The following is a 20,372-nucleotide window of genomic DNA, read 5'->3' as shown; positions in this document are numbered from 1 at the left end:
GCCTTACTCGCCACGACCGTAAATACGGTTCAGCGGAGCCATGATACGGGCCAGACTGCCGTTACGCCGGGTTTGCTCAAAACCCTCGCGCACTTTCTGCACCAGTGCATCGCTGGTATCGCGGTTGAAGACCATGTACAGCGCAGACTCCAGCTCACCCAGCACATACACCGGCTCGATGCCGCTACAGTCCAGACCATGCGGTGCACATTTCGCCAGGCCCAGCGGTACCAGGTCGATGCGCCCGGCCTGCAGCATGGGCAGCAACAAGTCGCTGGAACTCACCACCATCAGCGGCTTGCCGCCAACATCACTGAAACCCTTGCGCCGCAGGTATTCCTCGCGGAAGTCCATATTCACTACGCCAATACGATAGCGGCGGGCATCATCCAGGCTGTGTACCACCACATCGCTGCGACCCTTCTTGCGGAACAGCGCAATGCGGTTGGCCACCAGCGGGCCTATCCATTTGAACTTGTCTTCCCGCTCCGCGGTCCTGGCAATGGGAAACATCAGGGTTCCCGGTTTGCTCAGTGTGGTGGTGTAGATACGCGCCCAGGGTTGGATATCAATCTGGTGCGGCACACGGGCAGCATCCAGAGCTGCCCGCACGGCCTCGGCGCAATAGCCCTGAATGTTGCCATCCTGCCGATAGGAGAAAGGCACGTTTTCCTCAGCCAGCACCGGTAACACCGCGGCCAAAACGGCATGGCATGCCATCGCCAGACCGCAGCCTGCGGCCAGCCTCCGAATCCTGATACCCATCATCGCTTCATGTCACGGCTCTGCACCGTTGCTGTGTAAATGAAGATGCCGGCCTGAGGACCGGCAGCTGTAATGACGTGAGTATAAGTGTTTCTACCAAAGGCGGATACTCATTCCGTCAGTCGGTGCCCACCACATCAAAACCGGCATCTTCCACCGCTGCCGCCAGTTCCTCCGGAGACACGGTTGCGGCATCGTAAACAATGCTGGCGGCCTTGTCCTGCAGGTTGACTTCGGCACTGCTGACACCGGCCATGGTGGAGAGCACCTTGGTAATGCTGTTGGCGCAGCCACCGCAGGTCATGCCTTCGATTTTCAGTTTCAGTTCACTCATGATGTTTCCTTTGCGTTTATTTCCAACGGCGCAGCAATAATGAGTTGCTGACTACCGACACCGAACTCATGGCCATGGCAGCCCCGGCCAGCACCGGATTCAGCATGCCAAGCGCCGCCAGCGGAATACCCAGCACGTTATAGATAAAGGCAAAAAACAGGTTTTGCCGGATTTTCCCCAGCGTGGCGCGTGACAGGCGGATGGCATCGGCTACATGCAGAATATCGCCCTGCATCAGGGTGATGTCAGCCGTTTCAATCGCCACATCCGAACCAGCACCCATGGCAAAGCTGACATCGGCCGCCGCCAGCGCCGGTGCATCATTGACGCCATCGCCCAGCATGGCCACCTTGCGGCCAGCCGCCTGCAACTGCACCACAGCCTCAGCCTTATCCTGCGGCCGCAGTCCGGCCCGATAATCGGTAATGCCGGCCTCGCTGGCAATGGCTGCCGCGGTAGAGGGATTGTCGCCGGTCAGCATGATGACTTGCACCCCCATCTGCTGCAAGGTCTTTACTGCACTCACAGCTCCTGGCCGCAAGGTATCGGCAATCGCCAACAGGCCCAGCAGCCGGGTATCGTCAGCCAGTGCAATCATGCTTTGCCCTGGCAGTGGCCATCCCGCCGGCAAGGCGGCGTTACTGGCCCAGTCAGGCCGCCCCACACGCAGGCTGCCGTAACCATCGATACTGGCAGTAACGCCCTGACCAACCTCGGCCTGAAAAGCTTGCAAGGGTAGCAAGGCAAGGCCACGCTCTGCGGCCTGCTGCAAGATAGCATGTGCCAGCGGATGCTCGGATCCACTTTCCACGCTGGCCGCCAGTTGCAGCACGCGGTTTTCATCCCCATCTGCCGCCCAGATGGTGGTGACCACCGGCCTGCCCTCGGTCAGCGTACCGGTTTTATCCACCACCAAGGTATTGATACGCCCGGCAGTTTCCAGTGCCGCCGCATTGCGGAACAGCACGCCGCGTCCGGCCCCCTTGCCTACGCCCATCATGATGGCTGTAGGTGTGGCCAGGCCGAGTGCACACGGGCAGGCAATCACCAGCACGGCCACTGCACGGATCAAGGCCTGGCTCCAGTCGCCCAGCCACCAGCCATTGAACAACAGGGTAAGCAGGGCGATTGTGGCCACCACCGGGACGAACACACCGGCAATCTGGTCGGCCAGGCGCTGGATCGGCGCTTTCGAACCCTGTGCCAGCCCCACCAGCCGGATGATCTCGGCCAGCTGGGTCTGGCTGCCCACGCTGCCGGCACGCACCTTGAGCATGCCCTGCTGGTTGCGCGTGGCGGCATACACTTTGTCGCCGATGGTTTTGCTGATCGGCAGGCTTTCACCGGTGAGCATGCTTTCGTCGATGGCTGCTTGTCCTTCCACCACAACGCCATCCACCGGCAGGCTTTCTCCATGACGTACCACCACCACATCGCCTACCTGCAATTGCTCGACGGCAATATCCTGCAGCTGGCCATCACGCTCGATACGGGCATGGCGTGGTGCCAGCCGGATCAGGCTGGCAATGGCACCTGATGTCTTGCCGCGCGCGCGCGCCTCCAGCAGCTTGCCCAGCAACACCAGCGTAATGACTGCCGCACTGGCTTCAAAATACACATGCTGTTGCTGCCAACCGCTCAGGGTAACCACGGTGGAAAGCAACCAGGCCATGCTGGTACCCAGTGCCACCAGTACATCCATATTGGCACCGCCACTTCTGAGTGCATGCCATGCACCGCGATAAAAGCGCCAGCCGATGATGAACTGCACCGGGGTGGCCAGCGCCAGTTGCAGGCTACGCGGCAGCATCAGTTGATGCCAACCAAACAACATGGCCAGCATTTCCAGCAGGAAAGGCAGGGTAAGCAGCAGCGCCAAGCCAAACCAGCCCAGTTCGCGGCGATACTGCCGGGCATGCTGCTGTTGCAGATCTTCGCTCCCGGCGTCCTCATGCAGCGTGGCGCTAAAACCGGCCTTGCGCACAGCATGCAGCGCATCGGCAATGGGCAATATGCCGGCGGCAAACTGCAGCTGAGCCGCGCTGGTGGCAAAGTTTACCTGTGCGTTGACCCCCGGCAGCTTGTTAAGCACTTTCTCCAACCGTACCGCACAAGCAGCGCAAGTCATGCCACTGATATCCAGCTGCAACTGTTGCTGTGGCACGCTGAAACCAGCCTTGACGATGGCATCCTGTACTTGCTGCAGGCTGCTGCGTCCAGGCTGATAGTGAATCTGGGCCTGCTCACTGGCAAAACTGACGCTGGCACTGACGCCATCGAGCTTGCCCAATACCTTTTCCAGCCTGGCAGCACAAGCCGCGCAATGCATGCCGGCAATCGGCAGGGTGATCACGGTTTCGGTCATGATGGACTCCTTGGCTGCAGTATATACCCCCAAGGGGTATATGAAAACCACCATGACACAGCTTTGGCGCATACAAAAAAACCGCAGGGCCTGCGCCTCTGCGGTTGATCGGCAAGACCGGAAGAATCAGATCCAGTTACGGCGGGAAAACAGCCAGATCAAGCCAACGGCAATCGCCGCCATCAGTCCCAGCACAGCAAAATAGCCGTAGTGCCAATGCAGTTCCGGCATGTTTTCAAAGTTCATGCCGTAAATACCGGCTATCAGCGTGAGTGGCATGAAGATCATGCTGAACACGGTCAGCACTCTCATCTGCAGATTAAGCCGGTGCGACTGGGTGGAAAGGTAGAGATCCAGCATGTCCGCTACCATTTCGCGCGACATTTCCAGTGATTCGATGACATGCATGGTGTGGTCATAAGCATCACGCAGATAGACCTGGGTATCAGGCTGGATCAGCCGGTACTCGCCGCGCATCAGGGTGAGCAGGATTTCACGCAGCGGCAAAATCGAACGCCGCAGTTTCAGGCAGTCGTGCTTCAGGCGCTGCACCTTGTGCAATACGCCCTGCTCGCGCCCATGCAGCAACATCTGGTCGGTGCGCTCCACATGCTCGGTAAACTGGCTGAGCACACCGAAGTAGTCATCAATGATGGCATCGATCAGGCCATAGGCCAGGTAATCCGCACCTTTACTGCGCAAAGAACCGCGACTGCTGCGCAGACGCTCGCGCACGGCTTCAAACACTCCTGTGGGCTTCTCCTGGAAGGAAAGCACGAAATCCTTGCCGATCACCAGATACATCTGGCTGTAGCGCAGACGCCCACCGTTGGGAGGAAAGTCGAACACCCGCGTGGCAATGAACAGATAGTCGCCGTAGTCTTCCAGCTTGGGCCGTTGCCGGTTATTGAGAATGTCCTCCTGCACCAGCGGGTGCAGGCCGAAACGCTCGCCAATGGCCTGCATCACGCCAGCATCGTGCAGGCCATATACATTCAGCCAGCGCACTGGCTGACTAGACTGGTGGGCCAGCCCTGCGGCCACCGACTCAAACCGGGTTTCGCACAGCTCCTGTGGGCCGAATTCCAGCAGGGTGATGCTGCTGGCCTCCACTTTGGCGTCCCCGACAGGCAGTAGGGTTCCTGGCGGTTCGCCCAGCGTGGGCACCCGCTGCTTTACCTTGGCATGGCGCATGGTCAGATCTGGCTGATATCAAGCTCGAAACCGACATTCTTCCACTGCAGCACTTCCTGACGGAAGGCGCTGGCTGTCAAGGGATTGTCATTCAGCCAATTCTTACTCACGGTGAGTACAAAACCCTTGGCTGCCGACTTGAGATCCAGCAAGTCAGATAGCGGAATCGCATGGCGGCTGCGATAAAACAGTACCGCCAGCCGCAATGCCACAACCGCCTGCCACAGCACCGGGTCGTGCACCACTTGCTGCATCTTGCCCATGTCACCACGATGACCCAGCACGATGGTGGCCAGCATGGCCTGTTCGCGCTTGGAAAAACCCGGCATGTCTGCATTCTGCAGAATATAGGCCGAGTGCTTGTGATACGCAGTATGAGCAATGGTCAGGCCAATTTCATGCAGGCGTGCCGCCCACACCAGGCGCTTGAGCATGTCCTGATCAATATCTTCACCCGCTACCATGCGGTACAGGCGTTCGGCCAGTTGCTGCACGCGCTCGCTCTGTTGCACGTCCACGTGGTAGCGACGCTTGAACAATTGCACCGTGCTTTCGCGCATGTCCTTTTCACGCTGGCGGCCCAGCAGGTCGTACAGCACGCCATCGCGCAGCGCACCTTCGGCCACCGTCATCTTGCTGACGCCAAGTTCTTCGAAGATGGCAATCATGATGGCCAGGCCACCCGGCAGCACAGGCAGCCGGTCCACCTTCAGACCATTGAGGCTGACATTTTTCAGGTTTTCCCGTCTGATCAGCTCCGCGCGCAACTGCAGCATGCCTTCCAGTGTGATATCGGATGCCGACCAGTCGTTGATTTCCAGAATATCGCGCAGGGAACGTGCCGTACCGGAAGTTCCGACTGCCAGTTGCCATTCTTCCGGGCGGTACTCGCTGGAAATACGCTGGATTTCATTGCGGGCGGCCAGCGTGGCATCAGCAAAATTGCTACGGCTGAGTTTGCCGTCGGCAAAGTAGCGCAGGCTGAAGCTGACGCAGCCAAGCGGCAGGCTTTCCGTTACATGCGCCTTGAACTGGCTGCCGATGACAAACTCGGTGGAGCCGCCGCCGATATCCACCACCAGACGTCTTTCCTTGGTGGCCGGCAGCGAATGCGCGGCACCGATATATACCAGCCGCGCTTCTTCGCGGCCAGCGATGATTTCGATAGGAAACCCCAGCAGAGCCTCGGCCCGCTGGATGAATTCAGCCGAGTTTTTTGCCACCCTCAAGGTATTGGTGCCAACGATCCGAACCTGGGCCTGGCTGAAGCCACGCAGACGCTCACCAAAGCGCGCCATGCAAGCCAGGGCTTTTTCCTGGGTAAGTTCGTCCAGATATTTGTCGGCAGTCAGGCCGGCACCCAGGCGGACGGTTTCTTTCATTGCATCCAGCGGGTATAGCTGGTCTTCGACAACGCGGGAGACTTGCAGACGGAATGTATTGGATCCCAGGTCAACGGTGGCCAGGACATCCGGGGTAGGCAGGGTGGAGGTCAAAGGCAAGCCTTTTCCAATATGGTTTGCTGCGGAGTCAGGGCGGACGGCTGGGTCAGGGCGCTGCTCCGCCATGGATTGTTCAATAAAAAATGGCAGTAACACCCGGGATGTTACCGCCATTTATGCCATTTCGTCATTGCGCTTGATCAGCCGCCCAGCGTTTCCCGCTTGATGGTTTCCAGCGAGGTATGGCGGATATCTTTACCCTTGACCAGATACACCACGTATTCAGAGATGTTTTTGGCATGGTCACCGATACGCTCGATAGCCTTGGAAATGAACAGGGTATCGATAGACATGCTGATGGTGCGCGGATCTTCCATCATGAAGGTGATCAACTGGCGCAGTTCGGCGGCGAAGTCATCATCCAGCCGCATGTCTTCTTCCGCCAGTTCCAGCGCTGCAGTGGCATCCAGCCGGGCAAACGCATCCAGTGCACGGCGCAGCATGGCCAGCGCCACTTCCGCCATCTTGCGGATTTCACGGAAGCGCGGCATCTGGTAACGCTCGGACTGATAAATGGTTTTACCCATGCGGGCGATCTTCTGCGCTTCGTCGCCGATGCGCTCCAGATCGGTAATGGTCTTGATCACGGTAATGATGATGCGCAGGTCGCTGGCGGCCGGCTGGCGGCGGGCGATAATGTGCTGGCAATCGTCATCGATGGTCACTTCCATGGAGTTGACCAGCGCGTCTTCGGCAATCACCTTGTCAAACTTGACGATGTCACCGGACATGAGGGCATCGATAGCAGACAGGATCTGTTGTTCTACCAGGCCACCCATTTGCAGTACGCGGGTGCGGATGGTTTCCAGTTCCATGTCGAACTGCTTGGAGATGTGTTCTGCCATGTCTGCCTCTTGAACGAATCCGGAATTCAGGTAAAGGGGAATGATAAGCCGGCCAGATGACAGGCTGATGACATTTAATCAAAACGGGCCTGTCGTGACAGGCCCGCTTGCTGCTGGAAAACGGCTTAGCGGATGACTTCCACGCCGCTCTGGCGACCCAGTACCAGAATGTCGGCACGACGGCGGGCAAACAGGCCGCAGGTTACGACACCCGCGATGTGGTTGATGGTTTCTTCCAACTCCACCGGCGTGTTGATGGTCAGGCCATGCACATCCAGGATGAGGTTGCCGTTATCGGTTACCACGCCCTGACGCAGCTCTGGATGGCCACCCAGTGCCACCAGCTGACGTGCTACCGAACTACGCGCCATCGGGATCACCTCAATCGGCAGCGGGAATGCGCCCAGCTTCAGCACATACTTGCTCTCGTCGGCAATGCAGACAAACTGTTCGGCCACGCTGGCAACAATCTTTTCGCGCGTCAGCGCAGCGCCACCGCCCTTGATCATGTGCAGGTGATGGTTGATTTCATCCGCGCCATCGATATACACCTCCAGCTTTTCCACTTCATTCAGCTCAAACACCGGAATATGGTGGGCTTTCAGACGAGCAGTGGAGGCTTCGGAACTGGATACGGCGCCCTTGATGCGGCCCTTGATGGCGGCCAGCTCTTCAATGAAGAGATTGACCGTGCTGCCAGTGCCCACACAGATGATGCAGTCGTCCGGCACGAATTCCAGCGCCTGTTTGGCGACAGCCAGCTTGAGTTGGTCTTGGGTCAGCATGTTGATACCTCCAGCAGTGAGTTCGATTGCACATCCAGCTGCCGATTATCCCACATCGGCTGGCATCTGTCGGGCGAAACGGTATCAGGACAAGGGCATCAGCAGACAGATGGCCTGCGCCTCGATCGCCTCACAGCGCCCCAGATAACCCAGCGTTTCATTGGTTTTGCCCTTCACATTGACCGCACTTTGCGCAACCTCCAGATCGGCGGCAATACAGGCGCACATCGCAGCAATATACGGTGCCAGTTTGGGACGCTGTGCAATCAGCGTAGCATCCACATTTACCACCTGCCAGCCTGCAGCACGGACACGGGCGACTGCCTCACGCAACAGAACGCGGCTATCCGCCCCCTTGAAACCTGCGTCAGTATCCGGGAAATGCCGACCGATATCCCCCAGCGCCGCCGCGCCAAGTACTGCATCGGTGATGGCATGCAGCAGGGCATCGGCGTCGGAGTGGCCCAGCAGGCCATGGCTGTGCGGAATCGTCACCCCGCCCAGAATCAGCGGGCGGCCTTCCACCAGTTGGTGCACATCGTAACCTTGTCCAACTCGAAACATGGAATTCAATCCTTTCGTGAAGCCAGAATCGCCCGGGCCAGTGCCAGGTCGCGCGGGTAGGTCACTTTGAAGTTCTGGGCATCGCCTTCCACCAACCGTGGCTTGTGACCATGCTGCTCGATGGCTGCGGCCTCATCAGTCACCTCCTCCGCCATGCTGCTGGCCAAGGCCTGGCCGAGCAAACCTGCACGGAACATCTGCGGCGTCTGCGCCAGCCACAGGCCCTGACGCGGCACGGTGGAACTGATGCGCCCTTCGGCATCCGCACGCTTGACCGTATCCGGTACCGGCAAGGCCAGCAGGCCGCCCACCGGGTCATCGGCCAGCGTTGCAATCAGGCGCTCTACCGCCGCGACCGACAGGCAGCAGCGCGCGGCATCGTGTACCAGCACCCAGTCTTCGGCACGGGCAGCCATGACTTCCAACCCGTTGCGCACGCTTTCGGCGCGACTGGCACCACCCACCCGATGCACACACAGCTTGGGCAGATCCCAGTCAAAGTCATCAAACCATTCATCACCCGGCGACAGCACCAGCACGACTTCGCTGATGGCCTCCACCTGGCTGAGTGCCTGCAAGGTGTGCCACATCAAGGGACGGCCATTCAGTTGCAGGTACTGCTTGGGGCTGGGGCCGCCAAAGCGGCTGCCGGAGCCCGCTGCCGGCACCAGGGCCAGATAGCGGTTCATGTGGCATCTCCTGCAACCGGAGTTTCCAGCGTATGCCACAGACAGCTGCCCTTCACCGCCTTGTCCAGCTCACCGAGATAGCCCTGATGTGCAGCCAGCTCTTCCGCGCTGGCACGCTTGACCAATAGCGGCTTGCGCTCGAACTGGATGTCACCACCCTGGTTGTTGCCGGCATCCACGTCAATATCCATCACCAGGCTTTCCTGGCCACGGGTCATCCACAGATACACTTCGGACAGCAGCTCGCAGTCGATCAGCGCACCGTGCAGGGTACGGTTGGAGCGGTCGATGTCAAAGCGGTCACACAGGGCATCCAGGCTGTTGCGCTTGCCGGGAAACTGGTCACGGGCCATGGCCAGGGTATCGGTAACCTGGCCAGCCAGTTGTTTGATCTTCGGCAGCCCCAGCCGGTCGAACTCGGCATTGAGGAATTTGACGTCAAATGGTGCGTTGTGAATGATCAGTTCGGCATCGCGCATGAAGTCGGCCATCTGCGCGGCCACCTGGGCAAAGCGCGGCTTGCCTTCCAGCGATGCCAGCGAAATACCGTGCACCCGCTCGGCATCCGGGTCGATATCACGTTCCGGATGGATGTAAAGGTGCAGATGCTTGCCGGTCAGCTTGCGGTTGATCATTTCCAGACCGGCAAATTCGATGATGCGATGGCCCTGATCCGGATCGAGGCCGGTGGTTTCAGTATCGAGAATAATCTGTCTCATGCTGCTGCTTTCTGGCTGGCCGGCGTGAACCGGCCACAATCAATAAGGAGGCAAAACTTTTACAGGGTCTCAACGCCACGGTTGGCCAATTGGTCGGCCCGCTCGTTGAATTCATGGCCGGCATGGCCCTTTACCCAACGCCAGTCCACATGGGTATGGCGGTTACGCTCGGCATCCAGCATCTGCCACAGGTCAGCATTTTTTACCGGTTCCTTGGCCGCGGTCTTCCAGCCACGGGCTTTCCAGCCGTGAATCCACTCGGAAATGCCCTTCTGAACATATTGCGAGTCGGTGTAGACCACCACATGGCAGGGTCGGTTCAGTGCCGCCAGGCCACGAATCACCGCCAACAGCTCCATGCGATTGTTGGTGGTGCCGCGCTCGCCGCCAAACAGCTCTTTTTCCTTGCCCTTGAAGCGCAGCAACACGCCCCAGCCGCCGGGGCCGGGATTGCCCTTGCAGGCACCATCGGTATAAATCTCGACACAATCTTCTGTTGTCATGTTTCTCTTGTTCTGTTGTCCCGGCCCGACACGGGCCGGGCTGATTCAATCTTGCCGGCCTGGCACCTGACGGTGGCTGGACGGCGTTTGTCTATGGCTGGGGTGACGTTCGTTCCCTCCGGCCACAACCAGTCCCTTGGACGGCTTGGCCGTTTTCCAGGTCGGGGTGATCAGGCGCATGCCACGCTGACGCTTGACCGCTTCGATACCGTAGACACCCGCCGCCAGCGGCCACCATCTATCGCCGGCACGCTCCAGAAAGCCAAAACGCTCCAGCCACCCCTGCTGCGACAGTGGCGGCGCATAGGCCATGAAACAGCAGGCCACCGGTTCCAGATCCAACAATTTCAGCCAGTCGCGAATACGGATCAAGGGGAAAAAATTGCCACGCCACGGGGTATCTGCCCGACCCTGGATCAGGCGTCGCACTCCCCATAGCGATACCGGATTAAAGCCGGTTATCAGCAAGCGGCCTTCCGGCACCAGCACCCGTTCCACCTCACGCAGAACCTGATGCGGCTCGGTGGTAAAATCCAGCAGATGAGGCATGACCAGCAAATCCAGACTGCGTGATTCAAACGGCATTTGTGCCGGGTGGCAGATGATTTGCGCCTTGCCGCCTTCAGCTGCCCGGCACTGCCAGGGAATGCGGTTGGCAGTCAGGAAGTCCACTTCGGGCAGGCCCATCTGTACAGCATGAAAACCGAAAATATCGGCGACCGCCCGATCGAAAAATGCCTGTTCACACTGCAGCAGGTAATGTCCCAGCTCGGTCGTGGTCAGCCACGTGGAAAACGCTTGCATCATTGAAGGAGTCCGATCCGACCATGTTTACCGTTACCCCCGTTCGGGCATTTGCCGACAATTATATCTGGGTTTTGCAACAGGGCACCGGTGCACTTGCAGTTGACCCTGGCGAGGCGGCACCGCTGATTGCGTTTCTGGATCAACGCGGGCTGGCATTGCAAATCATACTCATCACCCACCATCATGCTGACCATTGCGGTGGTCTGGCCGAACTGTTGCAACGCTGGCCACAGGCGCAGGTTTACGGACCGCCAGGCATTGCCGGCGTCAATCAGCCGGTGATGGAAGGGGCAAGCGTGCACTGGCACGACTATGCATTTGATGTCCTGGCGCTACCCGGTCACACCCTGGATCATCTGGGCTACTACGGACACGGCCAGCTGTTTTGCGGCGACACCTTGTTTGGTGCAGGCTGTGGCAGGCTGTTTGAAGGCAGCCCGGCCCAGATGCTGGCCTCACTGGACAAACTGGCAGCACTGCCGGATACCACACGTTTCTATCCGGCACATGAATACACCTTGTCCAACCTCAAATTTGCCTTGGCCGTAGAGCCGGACAATGACGAAATCCAGCTGCGGCAGTTGCTGGATCAAAAGCAGATTGCCATGGGGCTGCCTACCCTGCCGACCGAGCTGGGACTGGAGAAAACCACCAATCCCTTCATGCGTAGCGACATTGCCAGCGTGCAGTACACAGCCAGCCGCCATACCGGGCAACACTTGTCCCAGCGCGTGGAGGTGTTTACCGTGTTGCGCGAATGGAAAAACAATTTTCGCTGACATGCATTACGGGTAGATCATTCTTGCCAAAAGGCTGACTGGTGCAATCAATTATCCGGAACGACGTATTCACGCAAAGCTCATGAAATGATTTGTCTTTTTTCATTGACACACCATGGGGTGGTGTTTAGCATCGGCCCAGATCAGAAATCCGGGCTGGCCAAATGAAAAGAATCACCCCATTGGCACTTTCGTTGTCATTTGCATTTTCCTTGCCGTTGCTGGCACATGCCGATTCCGGTGCTTTTCGACAGTCGGTAGGGGTAGATGAAGCCCAGGCGGCTGGCCTGGACATGATGCTGCTCAACTCCAGTCTGCTGCGTAATGGCGACAACGTCTGGGAACGCGCACGTGAAGGTTTCCAGTTGCCGGAAGTCAATGCCGACATCGTACGCAAGCAGGAACGCTTGTACAGCAGCAAGCCCGAATACTTCAAACGCATTCTTGACCGCAGCCATAAATACCTGTTCCACATCATGAATGAAGTGGAACGTCGCGGCATGCCAACTGAAATTGCCTTCCTGCCCATCGTGGAAAGTGCATTTGTTCCTACTGCCAACTCGCCGGTAGGCGCTGCCGGCCTGTGGCAGTTCATGCCCGCCACCGGTCGCCATTACGGCTTGGAACAAACCTGGTGGTATGACGGTCGTCGCGACATCATGGAAGCCACCCGCGCCGCCCTGGACTATCTGCAGAATCTGTACGCACAGTTTGGCGATTGGAATCTGGCCCTTGCCGCGTATAACTGGGGCGAAGGCAATCTGGCACGCGCCATTTCCCGCGCCCAGGCTGCCGGGCTGGAACCCACCTACGAAAATATCCGGATGCCGAATGAAACCCGCAATTACGCGCCCAAGCTGATTGCCGTTCGCAACATCCTCAGCCAGCCGGAAAAGTATGGTATCCGGCTGGACAAATTCCCGAACAAGCCTTACTTCATTGCTGTCTCTACTGGCCGCCACATGGATATCGACGTGGCCGCCAAGATGGCTGGTATGTCGGTTGCCGAATTCAAGGAACTCAATCCGGCCTTCAACCTGCCGGTCTATGCCCACAAGCCGGGCCGCCAGATGCTGATTCCGCTGGCCAAGGCCGACAAGTTTGATTACAACCTGTCGCACTGGGACAAGCCGCTGCTAAGCTGGCAGGTCTACACCCCGTCGGCGGATGAAAACATCGCCAGCGTGGCCGAACGCTATGGCATGAGCTCGGCAGAACTGCAAAACGTCAACAAGCTGGGCTCCCGCAGCCTGACAGCAGGTCGCCCGGTACTGGTAGCACTGCGCGGCAAGGGCGATGGTGCCACTCCGCTTGATGGCACAGACAGCAACCTCACCGCCAGTGACAGCCTGATTGCCAGCGCCAAGCCACAGACTGCAGCAACGATGACGGCACAGCTCAAGGCTCCGGCAGCTCCGGTCGTGACCACAGCTTTGCCAGTCAACAGCCAGGCTCTGGTCGCAACAATTCGGCCAGCAACAACCAGCGCAGCAATGACACCGCCGCCGACTGAGCAAGTCGTAGCACTAGCGACAACAGCTGCTGCTACCAGCACGACCACCATCAGCCCGGCAGCCACTACGCTCAGCACGCCACAGACCATCCTGGCCGATAGCGAGGCCACCCCATCTGGAAAACCAGTCAGCAAGCCGGTAGTACTGGCCAAGGCTGAAGCACCCAGCCTGCCATCCAGCACCACCCCGCCACCCAAACCGCTGGAAGCCCGTCTTGCCAGTGTCAATCCGGCGGCCACCCAGCATACCGTGGTCAGTGGCGATACCCTGTTCAATATCTCGCGTCGTTACAACGTGAGCGTGGCTGATCTCAAGTCCTACAACAACCTGAGTGACAGCACGGTAAAACTGGGCCAGACCATCCGCGTCAAACCCAATCCGCTGGCCAGCAACACCATGCTGGCTGAGGCTGTGCCGGCCCCATCCGCGCAGGATGAGGCCCTGGTCAAGGTCAGCAGTGGCCCGACTGCCTCCACCGGAGCCGTTCCGGCTGAATACGTGGTGCAGCGTGGCGATACCGTCTACAGCATTGCCCGCCGCTTTGGTGTTAACCATGCTGACATCCAGCGCTGGAACGATGCCAATCAGCTGACCCGCCTGCAGCCAGGCCAGCGCGTACGCATTGAGACACAGGGCCTGTAATTTCCCTTGCCCTGCAAATGAAAAAACCCGCTGGTGCGGGTTTTTTCTTGTCTGCGAGCAAACTTCCTGGCGCTCACTCGGGTGCACGACTATCCAGCAAAATGGTCACAGGCCCGTCGTTGACCAGACTCACCTGCATGTCGGCACCAAACACCCCGGTTGGCACCGCCTTGCCGAGCACCAGTGCCATGCTGGCAACAAACTGCTCGAACAGCGGGCGGGAGATATCACCGCGCGCGGCGCGGCTATACGAAGGACGATTACCCTTGCGCGTAGAGGCAAACAGGGTGAACTGGCTGACCGCCAGTACCTCGCCACCACACTCCAGCAGTGAGCGGTTCATTATCCCGGCATCATCGTTGAAGATGCGCAGCTGGCTGATCTTGCGCACCAGCCAGTCGATATCCTGCTGCGTATCCACCTCCTCCACGCCCACCAGCAACAGCAAGCCGGCAGCAATCTGCCCGCATATTTCACCCGCCACACTCACCTTTGCTTCACTCACCCGTTGAACAACCACCCGCATGCCCGCATCTCCAGTAATCAATCCAGCATTCTAACCGCGCGATCCGCAGGATGAACATTCCGGCCACAGTCATCACGGCTCCGCTACAATTCACCCCATTCTGCTGCAAGGACACGCCCCATGTTGATGGTACTTTCCCCAGCCAAAACGCTGGATTACACCACACCGCCGCACACCAAGCGCTACACCGAACCCGACTTCCTGGCCGAAAGCCAGCAGCTCATCAGCGTGCTGCGCGAGAAAAGCCCGGCCGACATTGCCCGGCTGATGAGCATCAGCGATGCGCTGGCCACGCTGAATGTGGGCCGCTACCACGACTGGAACCCAAGCTTCACGCCGGACAATGCCAAACAGGCCGTGCTGGCATTCATGGGCGATGTCTACGAGGGCCTGGATGCCGCCAGCCTGAACGATGACCAGTTGGACTACCTGCAGCAGCATCTGCGCATTCTGTCCGGTCTGTATGGCCTGCTGCGCCCGCTGGATCTGATGCAGCCCTACCGCCTGGAGATGGGAACCAAACTGGCCAATCCACGCGGAGCCAACCTGTATGCATTCTGGGGCGAGCGCATCTCCGATGCACTGAACACACTGCTGGATGCCACCGATAATCCGGTACTCATCAATCTGGCATCAGACGAATACTTCAAATCGGTCAAACCAGCCAAACTGCATGGCCGGCTGATCACCCCCGTATTCCAGGACTACAAGAATGGTCAGTACAAGATCATCAGCTTTTATGCCAAGCAGGCACGCGGCCTGATGGCACGCTGGGCAGCACTGCATCGCGTAGACACCCCGGAAGCACTGCAGGATTTCCAGTTGGGAGGCTATCGCTTTGACAGCAGCGAATCAGACAGCCAACGCTGGGTATTCCGGCGTCGCCACGACTGAGCAGCCCGCTAGCTACACCTTGTTATCCAGCAGCCGGTCTTGCTCGAAAGCCGCCGCATTGGCCAGCGTGGTTTCAGCGATATTGTCCAGCGCCTCGCGCGTCAAAAATCCCTGATGTGCTGTCACCAGCACATTGGGGAAGGTGAGTAGGCGGGCTAGTTGGTCATCCTGCAAGCCAACCTCGGAGTGGTTCTCAAAGAACACACCCTCTTCCATCTCGTATACATCCAGCCCGACACCAGCCAGCCGCCCATCCTTCAGTGCCGCAATCAGCGCGCCAGTCTCCACCAGGCCACCACGGCTGGTATTGATCAGGACCGCGCCGGCCTTCATGCCGGCCAGCGACTCAGCGTTGATCATGTGCTGGGTTTCCGCTGTCAGCGGCAAATGCAGGCTGACCACGTCACACTCGGCCAGCAAACGTGGCAGGGTGACATATTCAAAGCCCAGCTTCTCATCCAGCCCGGCCTGCGGGAATACATCAAATGCCAGAACCCGCATGCCAAAGCCTTTGGCAATGGAAATGGTAGCCTGGCCAATGCGCCCGGTGCCAACCACACCCATGGTCTTGCGATAGAGGTCGAAGCCAACCAGCCCATCCAGCGAGAAATCCATTTCGCGCACCCGGACATAGGATTTGTGAATGCGCCGTACCACGGCCAGCAGCAAGGCAAAGGCGTGCTCGGCCACCGCATGGGGTGAATAGGCCGGGACACGGGTCACCGTGATGCCATGCTGGCGGCAAGCCGCCAGGTCCACACCATTGAAGCCCGCACAACGCAGGGTGATCAGGCGGACACCACGTGCAGCCAGGCTGGCAATCACCTCGGCGTCCAGCCTGTCGTTGACAAAGGGACAGACCGCATCCACATCGTGCACCAGCTCCAGCGTGTCACGGTTGAGTCGTGGCTCAAAATAGCTCAGTTGATGACCAAACTGCTGATTGGCACCGTCCAGACTCAAGCGGTCGTAATTCTTGGTATCGAAAACAGCAATGCGCATGGCAGCTCTCTGCGGGATATGGGTGGTCTTGCAGTATAAGCTGTCGGCAAGCGCCCGGTCCGCTAGTGCATGGCCATACCCATGCCTGCTTTATGCAAGGACCGGCAAGGACAAGATGGCGCAATAAAAACGGAAAACCCCGTAGAACCAGGTTCTATCGGGGTTTTCTGTATGATGCGATTTTTGTCGTCATCATTATTGGTTGCGGGAGCAGGATTCGAACCTACGACCTTCGGGTTATGAGCCCGACGAGCTACCAGACTGCTCCATCCCGCGTCAGTGTTCTGTCGCTGTCTTCTGCTGTGTTTCTTCAGAAGAGGATTGCATAGTACAAGTAGCACGACAGGCTGTCAACAATTTCTTAAAATTTTTTTAATATGACAGCCGGTTCATTTGTAAAACTTATTAACATTTGCCCGCGCGACTGACACATCTCCTCAATATCACTGGCCTAAAGTACGTACTGTGTTACCGCCAGTCACTTCTGCCCCATGAGTGGCTGGCCGCCTGCCACACATCCCGTCGTCTTCCCCGAGAGGCGAACGTGCAGCAGACAGGTAGCCAGTGCAGTTTGAATCGTTCTGTGCCCACCCTGGTGACGTGCAGCGCGTATTCTCCTAAGTGTTCATCACGGAAATTCAAGGCCGCCTCTACAGGCGGCCTCTTTTTTTGTGCTTACCCCACCATTGCGATGGTGCGAGGGCGCAGTAGCAGGCGTCCGCGCCAGGTCAGCAGCAACATGATGGCCATCAGGCCATAGCTGACAAATGGCGACAGCAACAAGAAACGCTCGACTGACATAGTGCAGACCATCGCGGCACGCAATATTGTTTCCAGCGTAAGACCCATCCCCCACAACAACGTCAGCAATCGGATGCCTCGACGAAAACCAGCCTCCTGCCAGCGCTGCTCAAAACGTTGCCCCCCTGCAGCAGACTCCCGCGCCACGGTGGCACGCGCCAGATAGAACAGCAGTGGCTTGCCCAGCAGCAGTGACAGCAGGAATGCCACTCCGATCAAACCTGACAACAAGGATTCGCGCATCAGCAACACCCGCGAACTGCCACCGAGCAACATGGCCAGCAAGGACAGGGCAATTCCCCCAAGTACCAGCAGGCTGAGCGCATCAATACGGCGAAAACGCAGCAGCTCGACCACGCTCCAGGCGATGGGCGGCAAGGAAGACACGACCAGCCCGGCACTTTCACCCCATTGCGGCTGTGCCCAGCGATAGCACAGCCAGGGCAGCAGAAAGTTGGCAACAAGTTCGGGAATCAGTTTGTGCAGGCGGGTCATGGGCAATGGGACTTGGCAAACACGCAGGCGGTCATGATACGGCAGAATCCATCAGTCATGAGCACCAGAAAACAAAACCCCGCCGACGGCGGGGTGGTTTGCGTGATATCGACCCGGGTTCGTCAGGTCGCAGTGTGGTCAGGCAGCAGCGTGAATAAAGCCGTTTGGCGGATAAAAGGCACTGGCAAGACCGAGCACGGATTGGAAGGTGACTTCAAACATCTTGCCAACCTGGCGGATGCTGACAACGGTGTAGTGGACGATATCGCCACTGTCTTTATGCTCAAGTACGGTGTAACCGGGTTTCAGTTGAGAGATTTGCATTTTTATATTTCCTTGTTTTTTTTATCATTGCGACAAAATTTTAGTTTGATTTAAAGGTTTAACACGTTATTGACAAATTAGCCAACACTATAGTTCCACATCTTTATCTGCTGGCACTCTAACAGTGCAAAATGACACATTCGTGACGGCATCGCAGAAAGCAAAAAGCCCTGCCGCAATCCGCGACAGGGCTTGTGACGCAGGCTGATCCGCGCTTAACCGATACGCATGCCGGGTGCCGCGCCCTGATCCACATCCAGCAGGAAGAGGCCGGAATTATCGTCGGTACCAGAGGCGCAGACGATCATGCCTTGCGACACACCAAAGCGCATCTTGCGCTCGGCCAGATTGGCCACCACCACCACATTGCGGCCCACCAGTTTTTCCGGTTCCTGATAGGCAGAGCGGATGCCGGAGAAGATGTTGCGCTGTTCAAAGCCCAGGTCCACGGTGAACTGCAGCAGCTTGTCCGAACCTTCAACAAAGTTGCAGGCCAGTACCTTGCCGATGCGCAGGTCTACCTTGGCAAAGTCGTCAATCTTGATGGTGTCGGCCAGCGGCTCGTAAGCGGCGGCAGCCGGTGCATTGCTCGTGGCTTGCATATTCTGTTTGTTTGCTTCGATCAGTTTGTCGATCAGCGCCGGGTCGATGCGCTGCATCAGGTGCTGATAAGTGTTGATGGTATTGCCCAACAGCAGGCTGTCGGCATCGGACCAGGCCAGCGGGGCCACGCCGAGGAAGGCTTCCACGCTTTCGGCCAGCTTGGGCAGTACCGGCTTCAGATAGATGGTGAGCAGGCGGAAGGCATTGATCAGCACGGTGCAGACTTCCTGCAGGCGTGCATCCTGCCCTTCCTGCTTGGCCAGTTCCCACGGCTTGTTGGCGTCGACATAGGCATTCACCTCGTCGGCCAGCGCCATCACGTCGCGCAGTGCCTTGGCGTATTCGCGCGCTTCAAACGCGGCAGCCAGTTCCGATGCAGCCGCTTGCAGCTTGTGCAGGATGGCGGTATCCGCCACGCTGTCGGCCAGCTTGCCGCCAAAGCGCTTGCTGATGAAACCGGCGGAGCGGCTGGCGATGTTGACATATTTGCCCACCAGGTCGGAATTCACCCGTGCCACGAAGTCATTGAGGTTGAGGTCGATGTCTTCGATGCGGCCGTTGAGCTTGGCGGCCATGTAGTAGCGCATCCACTCCGGGTTCAGGCCGCAGTCCAGATAGCTCTTGGCCTGGATGAAGGTACCGCGCGACTTGGACATTTTCTGCCCGTCCACGGTGAGGAAGCCGTGGGCAAACACGCCGGTGGGCACGCGCAGACCGGAGTAATGCAGCATGGCCGGCCAGAACAGGGCGTGGAAGTACAGGATGTCCTTGCCGATGAAGTGATACATCTCGGCGTCCGAATCCGGCTTGAACCAGGCGTCAAAATCGATGCCCTTGCTGTCGCACAGGTGCTTGAAGCTGGCCATGTAACCAATCGGTGCATCCAGCCAGACATAGAAGTACTTGCCCGGCGCATCCGGAATTTCAAAGCCGAAATACGGTGCATCGCGGCTGATATCCCAATCCTGCAGGCCGCCTTCGATCCACTCGTTCATCTTGTTGAGCGATTCCGGCTGCAGGTGCGGCTGGCTGACGCCATCGGCACGCACGCTGCTGCCGCTAGTCCAGCCTTTGAGGAAGTCGGCACACTCGCCCAGGCGGAAGAAGTAGTGCTCGGAAGTTTTCAGCACCGGTTTGGCACCGGACACCGCCGAGTAGGGGTTCTTCAGTTCGGTCGGGTTGTAAGTGGCACCGCAGACTTCACAGTTGTCACCGTACTGGTCCTTGGCCGCGCACTTGGGGCATTCGCCCTTGACGAAGCGGTCCGGCAGGAACATCTGTTTTTCCGGGTCGAACAGTTGCTCGATGGTGCGGCTGGAAATCTTGTCATCGGCGCGCAGGGCCTTGTACACCTGCTCGGCAAATGCCTTGTTTTCCGGGCTGTTGGTGCTGTAGTAGTTGTCGTGGCCAATCAGGAAGCCCTGGGAATCGGCCAGGTGCAGTTCGCGTACCGCATCCACCAGCTGGGTGGGGGTGATGCCCTGCTTTTCGGCGGCCAGCATGATGGGGGCGCCGTGGGTGTCGTCCGCGCACACGTAATAGCATTCGTGCCCGCGCATTTTCTGGAAACGCACCCAGACGTCGGTCTGGATCTGTTCCAGCATGTGGCCCAGATGCAGCCCCGCGTTGGCGTAAGGCAGTGCACTGGTTACCAGAATCTTGCGTTTGCTCATTGTGGGTGTTCCTGATGGTAAGCGATCTCAAGCCGTCGATTATAGGG

Annotated in this window: 20 protein-coding genes and 1 tRNA gene; 4 read left to right on the top strand and 17 right to left on the bottom strand. The window is 58.4% G+C overall.

The window, feature by feature from the left end; all coding sequences use genetic code 11:
- Positions 1 to 3: 3 nt before the first annotated feature.
- The 12 genes from QVF59_RS06300 to QVF59_RS06245 all read right to left on the bottom strand — a co-directional run bounded on the left by QVF59_RS06300 (position 4) and on the right by QVF59_RS06245 (position 11,072).
- Positions 4 to 666 (bottom strand): substrate-binding periplasmic protein, encoded by a 663-nt coding sequence (locus QVF59_RS06300; protein WP_287878128.1) that lies wholly within the window; start codon positions 664 to 666, stop codon positions 4 to 6.
- A gap of 217 nt (positions 667 to 883) precedes the next feature.
- Positions 884 to 1,099 carry a heavy-metal-associated domain-containing protein gene (locus QVF59_RS06295; RefSeq protein WP_287878126.1) on the bottom strand — a complete coding sequence of 72 codons (216 nt, stop codon included), beginning with the start codon at positions 1,097 to 1,099 and terminating at the stop codon, positions 884 to 886.
- A gap of 16 nt (positions 1,100 to 1,115) precedes the next feature.
- The gene (locus tag QVF59_RS06290; protein ID WP_287878124.1) at positions 1,116 to 3,464 is read right to left on the bottom strand and encodes a heavy metal translocating P-type ATPase; all 2,349 of its coding nucleotides are present in this window, start codon (positions 3,462 to 3,464) and stop codon (positions 1,116 to 1,118) included.
- A 126-nt stretch (positions 3,465 to 3,590) separates the two neighbouring features.
- Positions 3,591 to 4,658: a magnesium/cobalt transporter CorA gene (corA, locus tag QVF59_RS06285; RefSeq protein ID WP_287878123.1), complete on the bottom strand. Its 1,068-nt coding sequence runs from the start codon at positions 4,656 to 4,658 to the stop codon at positions 3,591 to 3,593.
- A 2-nt stretch (positions 4,659 to 4,660) separates the two neighbouring features.
- Complete coding sequence (gene ppx, locus QVF59_RS06280) at positions 4,661 to 6,160, bottom strand: exopolyphosphatase (RefSeq protein ID WP_240902510.1); 1,500 nt, start codon at positions 6,158 to 6,160, stop codon at positions 4,661 to 4,663.
- Between the two features lie 140 nt (positions 6,161 to 6,300).
- The gene (phoU, locus tag QVF59_RS06275; protein ID WP_159878929.1) at positions 6,301 to 7,005 is read right to left on the bottom strand and encodes a phosphate signaling complex protein PhoU; all 705 of its coding nucleotides are present in this window, start codon (positions 7,003 to 7,005) and stop codon (positions 6,301 to 6,303) included.
- 125 nt (positions 7,006 to 7,130) lie between these two features.
- Positions 7,131 to 7,790 carry a ribose-5-phosphate isomerase RpiA gene (gene rpiA / locus QVF59_RS06270; RefSeq protein ID WP_287878119.1) on the bottom strand — a complete coding sequence of 220 codons (660 nt, stop codon included), beginning with the start codon at positions 7,788 to 7,790 and terminating at the stop codon, positions 7,131 to 7,133.
- An 84-nt stretch (positions 7,791 to 7,874) separates the two neighbouring features.
- Positions 7,875 to 8,354 carry a 2-C-methyl-D-erythritol 2,4-cyclodiphosphate synthase gene (gene ispF, locus QVF59_RS06265; RefSeq protein WP_159878933.1) on the bottom strand — a complete coding sequence of 160 codons (480 nt, stop codon included), beginning with the start codon at positions 8,352 to 8,354 and terminating at the stop codon, positions 7,875 to 7,877.
- A 5-nt stretch (positions 8,355 to 8,359) separates the two neighbouring features.
- Complete coding sequence (gene ispD, locus QVF59_RS06260) at positions 8,360 to 9,043, bottom strand: 2-C-methyl-D-erythritol 4-phosphate cytidylyltransferase (RefSeq protein ID WP_159878935.1); 684 nt, start codon at positions 9,041 to 9,043, stop codon at positions 8,360 to 8,362.
- The gene (gene dnaQ, locus QVF59_RS06255) at positions 9,040 to 9,762 is read right to left on the bottom strand and encodes a DNA polymerase III subunit epsilon (RefSeq protein WP_287878115.1); all 723 of its coding nucleotides are present in this window, start codon (positions 9,760 to 9,762) and stop codon (positions 9,040 to 9,042) included. The genes ispD and dnaQ overlap by 4 nt, the downstream gene beginning before the upstream one ends.
- A gap of 59 nt (positions 9,763 to 9,821) precedes the next feature.
- Complete coding sequence (gene rnhA / locus QVF59_RS06250; protein WP_287878114.1) at positions 9,822 to 10,265, bottom strand: ribonuclease HI; 444 nt, start codon at positions 10,263 to 10,265, stop codon at positions 9,822 to 9,824.
- A 45-nt stretch (positions 10,266 to 10,310) separates the two neighbouring features.
- Positions 10,311 to 11,072, bottom strand: a complete 762-nt coding sequence (locus tag QVF59_RS06245) for a class I SAM-dependent methyltransferase (protein ID WP_159878941.1) — start codon at positions 11,070 to 11,072, stop codon at positions 10,311 to 10,313.
- 20 nt (positions 11,073 to 11,092) lie between these two features.
- Here QVF59_RS06245 and gloB point away from each other — a divergent pair, with 20 nt between their 5' ends.
- Positions 11,093 to 11,851 carry a hydroxyacylglutathione hydrolase gene (gene gloB, locus QVF59_RS06240; protein ID WP_287878110.1) on the top strand — a complete coding sequence of 253 codons (759 nt, stop codon included), beginning with the start codon at positions 11,093 to 11,095 and terminating at the stop codon, positions 11,849 to 11,851.
- Between the two features lie 194 nt (positions 11,852 to 12,045).
- On the top strand, positions 12,046 to 14,007 hold the full coding sequence (locus QVF59_RS06235; RefSeq protein WP_287878109.1) for a LysM peptidoglycan-binding domain-containing protein: 1,962 nt from the start codon (positions 12,046 to 12,048) through the stop codon (positions 14,005 to 14,007).
- Positions 14,008 to 14,080: 73 nt separating this feature from the next.
- Here the strand turns inward: QVF59_RS06235 and dtd are convergent, their stop codons facing one another.
- Positions 14,081 to 14,533, bottom strand: a complete 453-nt coding sequence (dtd, locus tag QVF59_RS06230) for a D-aminoacyl-tRNA deacylase (RefSeq protein WP_287878108.1) — start codon at positions 14,531 to 14,533, stop codon at positions 14,081 to 14,083.
- A 120-nt stretch (positions 14,534 to 14,653) separates the two neighbouring features.
- Between dtd and yaaA the strand changes: the two genes are divergently transcribed.
- Positions 14,654 to 15,427, top strand: a complete 774-nt coding sequence (yaaA, locus tag QVF59_RS06225; protein WP_287878107.1) for a peroxide stress protein YaaA — start codon at positions 14,654 to 14,656, stop codon at positions 15,425 to 15,427.
- 12 nt (positions 15,428 to 15,439) lie between these two features.
- On the opposite strand, the gene QVF59_RS06220 is transcribed toward yaaA, so the two are convergent.
- The 3 genes from QVF59_RS06220 to QVF59_RS06210 all read right to left on the bottom strand — a co-directional run bounded on the left by QVF59_RS06220 (position 15,440) and on the right by QVF59_RS06210 (position 17,725).
- Positions 15,440 to 16,429, bottom strand: coding sequence for a 2-hydroxyacid dehydrogenase (locus tag QVF59_RS06220; protein ID WP_287878104.1), 990 nt, complete (start codon positions 16,427 to 16,429; stop codon positions 15,440 to 15,442).
- Positions 16,430 to 16,628: 199 nt separating this feature from the next.
- Positions 16,629 to 16,705 (bottom strand) — tRNA-Met (locus tag QVF59_RS06215).
- A gap of 399 nt (positions 16,706 to 17,104) precedes the next feature.
- Entirely contained in the window at positions 17,105 to 17,725 is a 621-nt protein-coding gene (locus tag QVF59_RS06210; RefSeq protein WP_287878101.1) for a VC0807 family protein, read from the bottom strand.
- A gap of 57 nt (positions 17,726 to 17,782) precedes the next feature.
- On the opposite strand from QVF59_RS06210, the gene QVF59_RS06205 reads away from it, so the two are divergent.
- Positions 17,783 to 18,103, top strand: a complete 321-nt coding sequence (locus tag QVF59_RS06205; protein WP_287878099.1) for a hypothetical protein — start codon at positions 17,783 to 17,785, stop codon at positions 18,101 to 18,103.
- Between the two features lie 161 nt (positions 18,104 to 18,264).
- On the opposite strand, the gene metG is transcribed toward QVF59_RS06205, so the two are convergent.
- The gene (gene metG, locus QVF59_RS06200) at positions 18,265 to 20,325 is read right to left on the bottom strand and encodes a methionine--tRNA ligase (protein WP_159878970.1); all 2,061 of its coding nucleotides are present in this window, start codon (positions 20,323 to 20,325) and stop codon (positions 18,265 to 18,267) included.
- Positions 20,326 to 20,372 lie beyond the last annotated feature (47 nt).

This window comes from Aquitalea sp., assembly GCF_030150775.1.
In the GTDB taxonomy this organism is placed as follows: domain Bacteria; phylum Pseudomonadota; class Gammaproteobacteria; order Burkholderiales; family Chromobacteriaceae; genus Aquitalea; species Aquitalea denitrificans.
The sequence above is the reverse complement of the archived record's forward strand: the minus strand, read 5'-3'. Positions and strand labels throughout refer to the sequence as shown.

What these genes read in the sequence shown, in the direction of transcription:
- dtd (WP_287878108.1), bottom strand. Translation starts at nt 14,533, where the DNA reads ATGCGGGTGGTTGTTCAACGGGTGAGTGAAGCAAAGGTGAGTGTGGCG.
- gloB (WP_287878110.1), top strand. Translation starts at nt 11,093, where the DNA reads ATGTTTACCGTTACCCCCGTTCGGGCATTTGCCGACAATTATATCTGG.
- QVF59_RS06295 (WP_287878126.1), bottom strand. Translation starts at nt 1,099, where the DNA reads ATGAGTGAACTGAAACTGAAAATCGAAGGCATGACCTGCGGTGGCTGC.
- rnhA (WP_287878114.1), bottom strand. Translation starts at nt 10,265, where the DNA reads ATGACAACAGAAGATTGTGTCGAGATTTATACCGATGGTGCCTGCAAG.
- ispD (WP_159878935.1), bottom strand. Translation starts at nt 9,043, where the DNA reads ATGAACCGCTATCTGGCCCTGGTGCCGGCAGCGGGCTCCGGCAGCCGC.
- yaaA (WP_287878107.1), top strand. Translation starts at nt 14,654, where the DNA reads ATGTTGATGGTACTTTCCCCAGCCAAAACGCTGGATTACACCACACCG.
- QVF59_RS06205 (WP_287878099.1), top strand. Translation starts at nt 17,783, where the DNA reads ATGAGCACCAGAAAACAAAACCCCGCCGACGGCGGGGTGGTTTGCGTG.
- dnaQ (WP_287878115.1), bottom strand. Translation starts at nt 9,762, where the DNA reads ATGAGACAGATTATTCTCGATACTGAAACCACCGGCCTCGATCCGGAT.
- QVF59_RS06245 (WP_159878941.1), bottom strand. Translation starts at nt 11,072, where the DNA reads ATGATGCAAGCGTTTTCCACGTGGCTGACCACGACCGAGCTGGGACAT.
- phoU (WP_159878929.1), bottom strand. Translation starts at nt 7,005, where the DNA reads ATGGCAGAACACATCTCCAAGCAGTTCGACATGGAACTGGAAACCATC.
- QVF59_RS06220 (WP_287878104.1), bottom strand. Translation starts at nt 16,429, where the DNA reads ATGCGCATTGCTGTTTTCGATACCAAGAATTACGACCGCTTGAGTCTG.
- corA (WP_287878123.1), bottom strand. Translation starts at nt 4,658, where the DNA reads ATGCGCCATGCCAAGGTAAAGCAGCGGGTGCCCACGCTGGGCGAACCG.
- metG (WP_159878970.1), bottom strand. Translation starts at nt 20,325, where the DNA reads ATGAGCAAACGCAAGATTCTGGTAACCAGTGCACTGCCTTACGCCAAC.
- rpiA (WP_287878119.1), bottom strand. Translation starts at nt 7,790, where the DNA reads ATGCTGACCCAAGACCAACTCAAGCTGGCTGTCGCCAAACAGGCGCTG.
- ispF (WP_159878933.1), bottom strand. Translation starts at nt 8,354, where the DNA reads ATGTTTCGAGTTGGACAAGGTTACGATGTGCACCAACTGGTGGAAGGC.
- QVF59_RS06290 (WP_287878124.1), bottom strand. Translation starts at nt 3,464, where the DNA reads ATGACCGAAACCGTGATCACCCTGCCGATTGCCGGCATGCATTGCGCG.
- QVF59_RS06210 (WP_287878101.1), bottom strand. Translation starts at nt 17,725, where the DNA reads ATGACCCGCCTGCACAAACTGATTCCCGAACTTGTTGCCAACTTTCTG.